The following is a 10445-nucleotide window of genomic DNA, read 5'->3' on the forward strand; positions in this document are numbered from 1 at the left end:
TTCAAAGAATTGTTCATGATCTTCCTTCGGAAAGCTTCTGTTAATTCATGAAATACTTGATACGTAAAACGCAGTGCTGGAGAAAAATCAAGGAGTCGATCAATCATCATGCTTCTGTCAGATAAGGAAATTTAGGTGCTCTAAAGCTGCGCCATGTTTTGTACATGGAATGATTAATGTTGGCTCGATCTTTCAATAAAAATCGCCAATTACTTTTCAATTTATTCGCTAAATTGTGCTTATTTTCTTGCCTTAATCGGGCAACTTCTTTGATGCGAAAGGTATTAAAGGCTCGATTAAGGTGTTGAACAACATGAAATCGGTCAATGACAAGCTTCGCTTGAGGGAAGACACGTGGAATCAATTGGAAATAAGCGGCATTCATATCGGTTACTAGAAATTTTACGTTGTCTCGATTTGGACATTTCTGAAAGGAATAAACCAAGTGGTTCAATTTTCTAGAAGGAAGAATATCAACCAACTGTCCTGTTTCCCCATTGGCACAAATGAAACTCATTTTATCTTCAAGGGATGTATGGGAGCGAAATTCATCCACCATCAATACCGAAGGTAAATAGGGTTGCTTTCGCGTAGGAAGATACGCTTCTATACTTTTAAGGACACGAATGACTGTTGTAATAGAGACATGACACAGAGAAGCAATTAGTCTAAGAGAAATTTTTTCCTTTAATAAAGCTAGAATTTTAGTTTGTACATGCTTGGCAATAAAACAATGAGGAGCCACGAAATAGGATTGAGCTGTCCAATGACGCATACAAGCTCGACAGAAATAACGTTGTTTTGCCAGTTCCATAACGAGAGGTAAATGATTAAAGGAATCAAATCGAACCCGACTGATTTTTGTTCCGTTTTTAATGACCGCTTGTTTTTCAGTAAAGGGCTCCTTTGTGCAGGTGCAGTGGGGACAATGAGAAAAGCAAGGAGCTAGTTTGGCTTTAATGACCACTGTCTGTACACCTTTTATTTTTTGTTCTGAAACAGTTAAAATCGTAAGATTTTTGTCTATGATTCGGAGCATTTTTTTGATAGTATGAAGCATAGCATATCGTTCCTTCCATTAGATTTTGTGTGGTAACTTAATCCTATCAGAGAACGATATGTTTTTTTATATAAAAATGAACATGGGACTGAGAAAAGTATTTCTACTTTCACCAGTCCCATTTATTATAGAGCCGAAATGTTTTGTCAGGATTCTTATTTCTATCACTATCATTTTTCACTCTATCTGTGTATTGAAACACATCTGACTTAAATCAGATGATTCAAGTTAAATACTTTATCATGTTACGCATCTTCAATTACATTAAAGTAATCAAGGTTTAAAATAGGATCATCACAACCTATGACTGGACGATCGCTAGGATGGCATTTAACAACTCTAACCTGAACATCTTTTTCTTTTTTGGAAATAGCTTCTCCTACAAAAAACCAAGAAAAATTTGAGCCATGACAAACATAATGTGCACCAATTTTCACTTCTCTTTTTTCCAAAAATAATCATCCCTTCATACTCTACTGTATGTATAGGATATCATGATTTTACAAAAAAAATCATTCAATTTACGTATGGATTTTTTCTTTTTTTGACTAGTTTTAGATCAAAGTGATTAAAAAACAAACGTTTTTATTTATTTTATTATTTTTTTCTCATTTATTTTTACTGAATACTTATTATTAGTTTCTTTTTAGAAGTGAAAAAAGATTTTTTTAAAAAAAAGACAACCTTCTAATAATGAAGGCTGTGTTTTTCTTTTTTGAACGGATTATTTATAGAAGGAAAGATATATACCAATTAGGTTGAACCATATATCTTTATTATTGAAATTCTACTTCAATCGTTTAAGGAAATCAATAGCAATAAACAATTTTGTTTTAAACTTCAGACTTTCTTAAAAAACCGTGATAATACTTTCAAAATGGAGTATACCAATTTATAAAACTCGTTTTAAATATTTCCCTGTATAACTCGCTTTGACTTTTGCAATCTCCTCTGGTGTTCCTGTTGCGACAATCATGCCGCCACCATCTCCACCTTCTGGACCTAAATCAATAACATGGTCTGCTGATTTGATTACATCTAGATTATGTTCTATGACAAGTACCGTATTTCCAGCTTCAACAAGTCTTTCTAAGACAACGAGCAAGCGGGCAATATCGTCGGTATGCAATCCAGTTGTTGGTTCATCAAGAATGTAAAAGTTTTTACCATTTGAATTTTTATGAAGTTCACTAGCCAGTTTCATCCGTTGGGCTTCTCCACCTGATAATGTCGTAGCAGGCTGACCAAGGGTGACATAACCCAAACCTACATCGACGATTGTTTTCAACTTACGATGAATTTTTGGAATATGCTGGAAGAAATCCACTGCATCTTCAACAGTTAAATCTAATATATCAGAAATATTCTTGCCTTTATAATGTACTTCCAATGTTTCAGAGTTGTATCGTTTACCATGACATACTTCGCACGGAACATAAACATCTGGTAAAAAATGCATTTCGATCTTAATAATTCCATCCCCACGACACGCTTCACAACGACCACCTTTAACATTAAAACTAAAGCGACCTTTTTTATACCCACGGACTTTCGCTTCATTTGTTTTTGCAAATAAGTCACGGATATCATCAAATACACTTGTATACGTCGCTGGGTTACTTCGCGGTGTCCGTCCGATCGGACTTTGATCGATATCAATGATTTTTTCGATGTGTTTGTAACCAGTAATACTCTTATGTTTTCCAGGTTTATTAGAGTTTCGATTGATTTTTTGAGCTAAGGATTTTTTTAATATTTGATTGACAAGGGTACTTTTCCCTGATCCTGAAACACCCGTTACTGCAACAAACTCTCCTAATGGAAACTCTGCTGTAACATTTTTTAAATTATTTTCAGTTGCTCCAGTTACTTTGATCTTCTTCCCGTTACCTTTACGGCGTTTCTTAGGTACTGGGATCACTTTTTTCCCAGAAAGATACTGACCAGTCAGTGATTTGGGATTAGCCGCTACTTCATCCGGTGTTCCAGAAGCTACAATTTCTCCACCTAAATGTCCAGCACCCGGTCCTACATCAATCAGGTAATCAGAGGCCCGCATAGTATCTTCATCATGTTCGACTACAATCAATGTATTGCCCAAATCACGCATCTTTTTAAGCGATTCAATCAATCGATCATTATCCCGCTGATGTAAACCAATTGATGGTTCGTCTAAAATATATAAAACTCCTGATAGATTTGATCCAATCTGAGTTGCTAATCGAATACGTTGGGCTTCTCCACCAGATAAAGTCCCAGCTGCTCGGCTAAGTGTTAAATAATCCAAGCCGACGTTTTTCAAAAAGTTCAAACGATCTTCGACTTCTTTTAAAATTGGTTTGGCAATTATTTGTTCTTGCTCAGATAATTTAACTGTTTCAAAAAATTGAACCGCATTTTTGATAGCTAGTTCACTTACTTGACCAATATTGGTATTGTCAATTTTGACTGACAAAGCTTGAGGATTCAAACGATATCCTTTACATGTTTGACACGTTAATTCAGTCATATATAAACGCATTTGATCCCGCGTAAAGTCACTGTTTGTTTCATGATAACGACGCTTGATATTCGTTAAAACACCTTCAAATGGTACTTCCACGTCTCTGACTCCGCCGAAATCATTTTCATAATGAAAATGGAAAGGTTCCCCGTTCGATCCATTTAAAATAATATCTTGATGTTCTTCCGGAAGCTCATTGAATGGTGTATCCATGTCGATATTAAAGCTATCAGCAGCTTGTTCCAACATTTGTGGATAATATTGAGAACTGATTGGATTCCACGGTGCAATAGCCCCTTCTCTCAGTGTTTTAGTCGGATCGGGAATAACTAAATCACGGTCAACTTCCAATTTTATACCTAAGCCATCACAATCTGGACAAGCCCCAAATGGTGCATTGAAAGAAAACAATCTGGGCTCTAATTCTCCAACTGTAAAACCACAGTATGGACAAGAATAGTGCTCACTAAAGAGCATTTCTTCTCCATCGATTATATCAACTAAAGCATAGCCATCCGCTAAACGTAAAGCTGCTTCAAATGAATCAAATAAACGAGAACGAATCCCTTCTTTTACAACAATTCTATCAATAACGATCGCAATATCATGCTTTTTATTTTTCTCAAGTTCTGGTGCTTCACTGACATCATAAGTTTCACCATCAACACGCATCCGCACATAACCTTCACGCTGAATCATTTCAAAAACTTTTTTATGTTGGCCTTTTTTCTTCACGACTACAGGCGCCAATACTTGAAGTTTGGTCTTTTCTGGCAATTCAAGTACTTTGTCTACCATTTGTTCAACGGATTGACTAGTGATTTCAGTCCCATCGTTAGGACAAATCGGATGCCCCACACGAGCGAACAGCAGTCTTAGATAATCATTGATTTCTGTTACTGTTCCAACTGTTGATCGAGGATTTTTACTTGTTGTTTTTTGATCAATAGAAATCGCTGGACTCAATCCGTCAATGCTATCAACATCAGGTTTATCCATCTGTCCTAAAAACTGTCTAGCATATGCAGAAAGACTTTCCACATAACGACGCTGACCTTCTGCATACAATGTATCAAAAGCCAATGAACTTTTCCCAGAACCAGATAATCCAGTGACTACAACCATTTTGTCACGAGGGATCGTAACATCTATATCTTTTAAATTATGTGCGCGTGCGCCATGAATGACGATTTTATCATTTGCCATTGTTTATCTCCTTTGCTGTGGAACACAGCGAGTATTCTTTATTCTGCTGCTTTCAATTCCAAAATCGTATCTCTTAAAGTCGCAGCTGTTTCAAAGTCTAATGCTTTCGCTGCATCTCGCATTTCTTTTTCTAATTTCATCAATAAATCAGCTTTTTCTTGACGAGTCAATTCATGATAATCCTTATCAATTTTGAATGGCTCACCTTTTTCATTTGTTTTAGAAATCGAGATCAATTCACGAATTTCTTTAATGATTGTTTTTGGCGTGATCCCATGTTCTTCGTTATATTTTTCTTGGATCGAACGGCGGCGTGCAGTCTCATCCATTGCTTTTTGCATGGAATCTGTAATTTTATCGGCATACATGATAACTCTTCCGTCTGAATTACGAGCAGCACGTCCAATCGTTTGGATCAACGAACGCTCACTTCTCAAGAATCCTTCTTTATCTGCATCCAAAATCGCAATCAATGATACTTCTGGTACATCCAATCCTTCACGAAGCAAGTTGATCCCGATCAGCACATCAAATTCACCTAAACGTAAATCCCGAATGATTTCTGTTCGCTCTAGCGTTTTGATATCACTATGAAGATATTTAACTTTGATTCCCAATTCTTTCAGGTAATCAGTTAAATCTTCAGACATTTTCTTCGTTAAAGTAGTGATAAACACACGTTGATCCTTCTCTACACGATCATGAATTTCACCGACCAAATCATCAATTTGTCCCATGATCGGACGAACTTCAATCAACGGATCTAATAGCCCAGTTGGCCGGATGATTTGCGGAATCACAGTATCCGTTTGTTCATGCTCATATGGCCCAGGCGTTGCAGAAACATAGACGACTTGATGAACATGTTCTTCAAATTCTTCTAAACGTAACGGTCGATTATCCAATGCACTAGGCAAACGGAAACCGTAATCCACTAGCATTTGTTTTCTAGCTCGGTCCCCATTATACATACCACGAATTTGAGGCATAGACACGTGGGATTCATCGATCACCAATAGAAAGTCATCTGGGAAAAAATCAATCAACGTATAAGGTGGTTCTCCTTCTGAACGTCCATCCATATGACGAGAGTAATTTTCAATACCTGATGTATAGCCCATTTCTCTCATCATCTCAATATCATAATTGGTCCGTTGTTCTAAACGTTGTGCTTCTAGAAATTTATTTTCACTTCGTAAAACGGTTAGACGAGCCTCTAATTCCTCTTGAATTTGAGAAATCGCATGCTCCATATGGTCTTCATTCGTCACAAAGTGGGTAGCTGGAAAAATCGCGACATGTTCTGTTTCACCGATGACTTCACCTGTCAATGCATCTACTTCCCGAATACGTTCAATTTCATCACCAAAAAACTCAACTCTTAAAGCATGATCGTCTCTTGATGCAGGGAAAATCTCCACTACATCACCTCGTACACGAAAGCGCCCACGCTGAAAATCAATATCATTGCGCTCAAATTGTATATTCACTAAATCTGTCAATAATTGACTTCGATCCAGCTCCATTCCTACACGAATAGACACAACTTGTTCGCTATATTCTTTAGGATCCCCTAATCCGAAAATACACGAAACGGAGGCAACGACGATCACATCGTTTCTTTCCAATAAAGAACTCGTAGCCGAATGTCGCAACTTATCGATTTCATCATTGATACTGGCATCTTTTTCTATATATGTATCACTTGAAGGGACATACGCTTCTGGTTGATAATAATCATAATAACTAACAAAATACTCGACCGCATTATTAGGGAAGAATTCTTTAAATTCTCCATAAAGCTGTCCAGCTAGTGTCTTATTATGAGCAATGACCAAGGTTGGCTTATTCACTTCGGTTATTACATTTGAAATCGTAAATGTTTTCCCAGTTCCTGTAGCACCCAGTAAAATCTGTGCTTTTTCTCCACCTTCGATTCCTTCAACTAACCGTTTGATTGCTTCCGGCTGATCTCCTTCCGGTTTATATTTTGATACTAGGTCAAATGTATTGGAGGTCTCTCTTTCTATCATTCGACATCCTCCTTTGATTTTATTTAATGAGTGGGTTATTGCAAAAAACAATAAATCGAATCTGTCTAAAAAATGGCTATTGACCAGATAAAAGCCACATCGTTCTTAGCTTTTGGCTCAGATGAGCCAGTCTATTTACTAGAAATTCCAGCTTCAAAACCAAGAGGAAAGTCCTGTAATTATTTTAACATACCGAACATATTTTCGCTAGTTTTAGAATGGATTTCGTATACGCAATTTATGTCAATTTACATTTTATTTAATCATTTGTTTGCTTTCTATTACTATAGCATTCATGAACGATCAACTGGCTCCAAGTACCTATTTACCTTCTGGTTATGTAAGGAAATGTTACATGAAATGTTAGAAAATGATTTTTTTTTGATTTTATCATAGTGAATGACTTGTGCTTTTGCCTTTTTTTACTATATAATTATCCAATATGCAAATATAGGAGGTATTTTATGAAAAGGAAACACTTTTTACTATCATTCATTGTGATGATGGCAAGTCTACTGACATTTACCCTTGGGCAGACTGCTCAGGCTGAGGAAAAAACATATAATATAGGAACAGATTTGACTTTTGCCCCCTTTGAATTTCAAGATTCTAAAGGAGAGTACGTGGGAATCGATGTTGATTTGCTAAAAGCAATCGCTAAAGATCAAAATTTTAAAGTAAACTTAAAACCACTTGGCTTTGACAGCGCAATTCAAGCCGTACAATCAAAACAGGTCGACGGCATGATCGCTGGCATGAGTATCACTGATGAGCGCAAAAAATCTTTTGACTTCTCTGAGCCTTATTTTGATAGTGGCCTACAGATGGCAGTCAAAAAAGGCAATGACAAAATCAAAAGCTATAATGATTTAAAAGGAAAAACTGTTGCCGCAAAAGTTGGAACTGAAAGTGCAACATTCCTTGAGAAAAATCAAGATAAGTATGGCTACACAATCAAAAACTTCGATGATGCAACTGGTCTTTATCAATCTCTTGAAAATGCGGAAGCTGATGCGATTTTTGATGATTATCCAGTACTAGGCTATGCTATAACGAATGGTCAAAAACTTCAATTAGTTGGTAACAAAGAAACGGGTAGTTCTTATGGCTTTGCTGTCAAAAAAGGGCAAAATAAAGAATTGCTTGAAAAATTCAATGCTGGTTTGAAAGAACTAAAAAGCTCTGGCAAGTATGAAGAAATCGTAGGCAACTATATTTCTACTGGATCAGAAACCGAAACGAATAGTAAAATGAAAAAGATACAACCAAAAAAAGACTCGTATGTGATTGCTAGTGATTCTACATTTGCGCCATTTGAATTTCAAAATGCGGATGGCAAGTATGAAGGAATCGATGTTGATTTAGTAAAACGAATCGCTGAATTACAAGACTTTACTATCGAGTTTAAGTTTATCGGCTTCAGCTCTGCTGTTCAAGCTGTTGAATCTGGTCAAGCAGATGCAATGATTGCAGGTATGACAATTACAGATGAGCGGGAAAAATCATTTGATTTCTCTACTCCTTATTTCAATAGCGGCATTCAAATCGCTGTTAAAAAAGGCAATGATAGCATTCATTCTTATGAAGACTTAAAAGACAAAAAGGTTGGCGCTAAAATTGGGACTGAAAGTGCTGATTTCCTTGAAGCCAATAAAGATAAATATGGTTATACAATCAAATATTTAGATACAACTGATGCATTATACAGCGCTCTTGAAATCGGAGAGATCGATGCTATGATGGATGATTATCCTGTGATTGGCTATGGCGTAGCACAAAAGCAACCATTAGAGACACCGATTCCACGTGAAGAAGGCGGAAAATATGGTTTCGCCGTTAAAAAAGGGAAAAATCCTGAACTGATTCAAATGTTTAATGAAGGCTTAGCTGAATTAAAACGGACTGGTGAGTACGATGAAATCATCGGAAAATATGTAAAAGACGGCTCTACTGAAAACAAAGTAGATGAATCAACCTTTGTTGGAATGATCCAAAATAACTGGAAACGTTTATTAAGTGGATTATGGATGACGATTCAATTAACACTGATTTCATTTATTTTGGCTTTGATCGTTGGAGTGATTTTAGGATTATTCAGTGCTTCTCCGTCAAAAGCTTTACGCGTGATAGCAACGATTTACGTCGACATCATTCGTGGTATTCCTTTAATGGTATTAGCCTTCTTCATTTATTTTGGCTTACCAGGCATTTTAGGTTTCAATATTCCTGTTTTTCTTGCAGGGATCATTACTCTGACATTAAACGCAAGTGCGTATATCTCTGAAATCGTACGTGGTGGGATCAATGCAGTACCTGTTGGACAAATGGAAGCTTCTCGTAGTTTAGGACTTTCTTATAATCGGACAATGCAAAAAATCATTTTACCACAAGCAATTAAAATCATGATTCCCTCTTTCGTCAATCAATTTGTTATTTCTTTAAAAGACACAACAATTCTTTCTGCGATCGGCTTGATTGAACTATTACAAACAGGGAAAATCATTGTTGCTAGAAACTTACAAAGTACCATGGTTTACTTTGTAATCGCAATGATGTACCTGATTTTGATCACAGCGTTGACTAAATTGGCTAAAGTTTTGGAAAAGAAGGTGAAATAATATGGCTGAAAAAATTCTAGTAGAACATTTAGTAAAAAAATATGGTGATAATACCGTTCTTAACGATATCAACGTATCTATCCAAGAAGGCGATGTGGTTTGTGTCATCGGCCCTTCCGGTTCTGGCAAAAGTACTTTTCTTCGTTGTTTGAATCAACTTGAAGAAGCTACAAGTGGTGATATTATTATCGATGGCGCAAATTTAACCGATAAAAACACAAATATTAATAAAATCCGTCAACATATCGGAATGGTTTTCCAACACTTTAATCTCTTTCCTCATCTGTCGATCTTAGAAAATATTACTTTGGCTCCGACTGATTTAGGTCGCCTTTCAAAAAAAGAAGCTGAAGAAAAAGCTATTCAACTTTTAGATACGGTTGGTTTAGCTGATAAAAAAGATAGTTATCCTGAATCATTATCTGGCGGACAAAAGCAGCGTGTAGCAATCGCCCGTGCATTAGCAATGAATCCAGATATCATGTTATTTGATGAACCAACTTCTGCTCTTGATCCTGAAATGGTTGGCGATGTATTGAATGTCATGAAAAAATTAGCAAAACAAGGAATGACAATGGTTATCGTTACCCATGAAATGGGGTTTGCAAAAGAAGTAGCAAATCGTGTCATGTTTATCGATGGCGGTAATTTCTTAGAAGATGGTACGCCGCAACAAATCTTTGAAAATCCGCAAAATGAACGGACGAAAGATTTCTTGGATAAAGTGCTTAATATTTAGACAAAGAAAGAGAGAATGCTTTGTAGTGACCCCAAAAAGTTAGACTTTTTTCGGAGTAGAGAAATCTACTCCGTTTTTTTATTCGTTATTAGGCTGCTTTACTTTTGGCTATTCGAAACTGTACAGGACTTTTCCAGTTCAGCTTCTTTTTCATTCGTTCATTGTTGTAATAATAGATATAGTTATCGATTGCCGTTTTTAGTTCTTTAAAACTAGAATAGGTTTTCCCGTGATAAATTTCTTGTTTTAAAAGACTAAAGAAGTTCTCCATGATTGAGTTATCAAG

General features: G+C 36.3%; 7 protein-coding genes. 2 read left to right on the plus strand and 5 right to left on the minus strand.

Translation table 11 applies throughout. From position 1 onward, the window contains the following. Positions 1–106 precede the first annotated feature (106 nt). From V192_RS20750 to uvrB, 4 genes are all read right to left on the minus strand, one after another. Positions 107–1060, minus strand: a complete 954-nt coding sequence (locus V192_RS20750; protein WP_051581988.1) for an ISL3 family transposase — start codon at positions 1058–1060, stop codon at positions 107–109. A gap of 245 nt (positions 1061–1305) precedes the next feature. Next, complete coding sequence (locus V192_RS0118600) at positions 1306–1512, minus strand: hypothetical protein (RefSeq protein ID WP_025873753.1); 207 nt, start codon at positions 1510–1512, stop codon at positions 1306–1308. Between the two features lie 440 nt (positions 1513–1952). Beyond that, positions 1953–4769, minus strand: a complete 2817-nt coding sequence (gene uvrA, locus V192_RS0118605; RefSeq protein WP_025873754.1) for an excinuclease ABC subunit UvrA — start codon at positions 4767–4769, stop codon at positions 1953–1955. Positions 4770–4807: 38 nt separating this feature from the next. Next, a complete protein-coding gene (gene uvrB / locus V192_RS0118610; protein WP_025873755.1) occupies positions 4808–6802 on the minus strand; it encodes an excinuclease ABC subunit UvrB in 1995 nt (664 codons plus the stop codon). 464 nt (positions 6803–7266) lie between these two features. Here uvrB and V192_RS0118615 point away from each other — a divergent pair, with 464 nt between their 5' ends. Then, positions 7267–9420: an amino acid ABC transporter substrate-binding protein/permease gene (locus V192_RS0118615; RefSeq protein ID WP_025873756.1), complete on the plus strand. Its 2154-nt coding sequence runs from the start codon at positions 7267–7269 to the stop codon at positions 9418–9420. Between the two features lies 1 nt (position 9421). After that, complete coding sequence (locus tag V192_RS0118620; protein ID WP_025873757.1) at positions 9422–10159, plus strand: amino acid ABC transporter ATP-binding protein; 738 nt, start codon at positions 9422–9424, stop codon at positions 10157–10159. Positions 10160–10247: 88 nt separating this feature from the next. Here the strand turns inward: V192_RS0118620 and V192_RS0118625 are convergent. Next, positions 10248–10445: IS3 family transposase (locus V192_RS0118625; RefSeq protein ID WP_025873758.1), on the minus strand; the 198-nt coding region annotated here is incomplete at its 5' end.

Origin of the sequence: Enterococcus crotali (genome assembly GCF_000633635.1) — a bacterium.
Lineage (GTDB): Bacteria > Bacillota > Bacilli > Lactobacillales > Enterococcaceae > Enterococcus_L > Enterococcus_L crotali.

What these genes read in the sequence shown, in the direction of transcription:
- uvrB (WP_025873755.1), bottom strand. Translation starts at nt 6,802, where the DNA reads ATGATAGAAAGAGAGACCTCCAATACATTTGACCTAGTATCAAAATAT.
- V192_RS0118615 (WP_025873756.1), top strand. Translation starts at nt 7,267, where the DNA reads ATGAAAAGGAAACACTTTTTACTATCATTCATTGTGATGATGGCAAGT.
- uvrA (WP_025873754.1), bottom strand. Translation starts at nt 4,769, where the DNA reads ATGGCAAATGATAAAATCGTCATTCATGGCGCACGCGCACATAATTTA.
- V192_RS0118620 (WP_025873757.1), top strand. Translation starts at nt 9,422, where the DNA reads ATGGCTGAAAAAATTCTAGTAGAACATTTAGTAAAAAAATATGGTGAT.
- V192_RS20750 (WP_051581988.1), bottom strand. Translation starts at nt 1,060, where the DNA reads ATGCTTCATACTATCAAAAAAATGCTCCGAATCATAGACAAAAATCTT.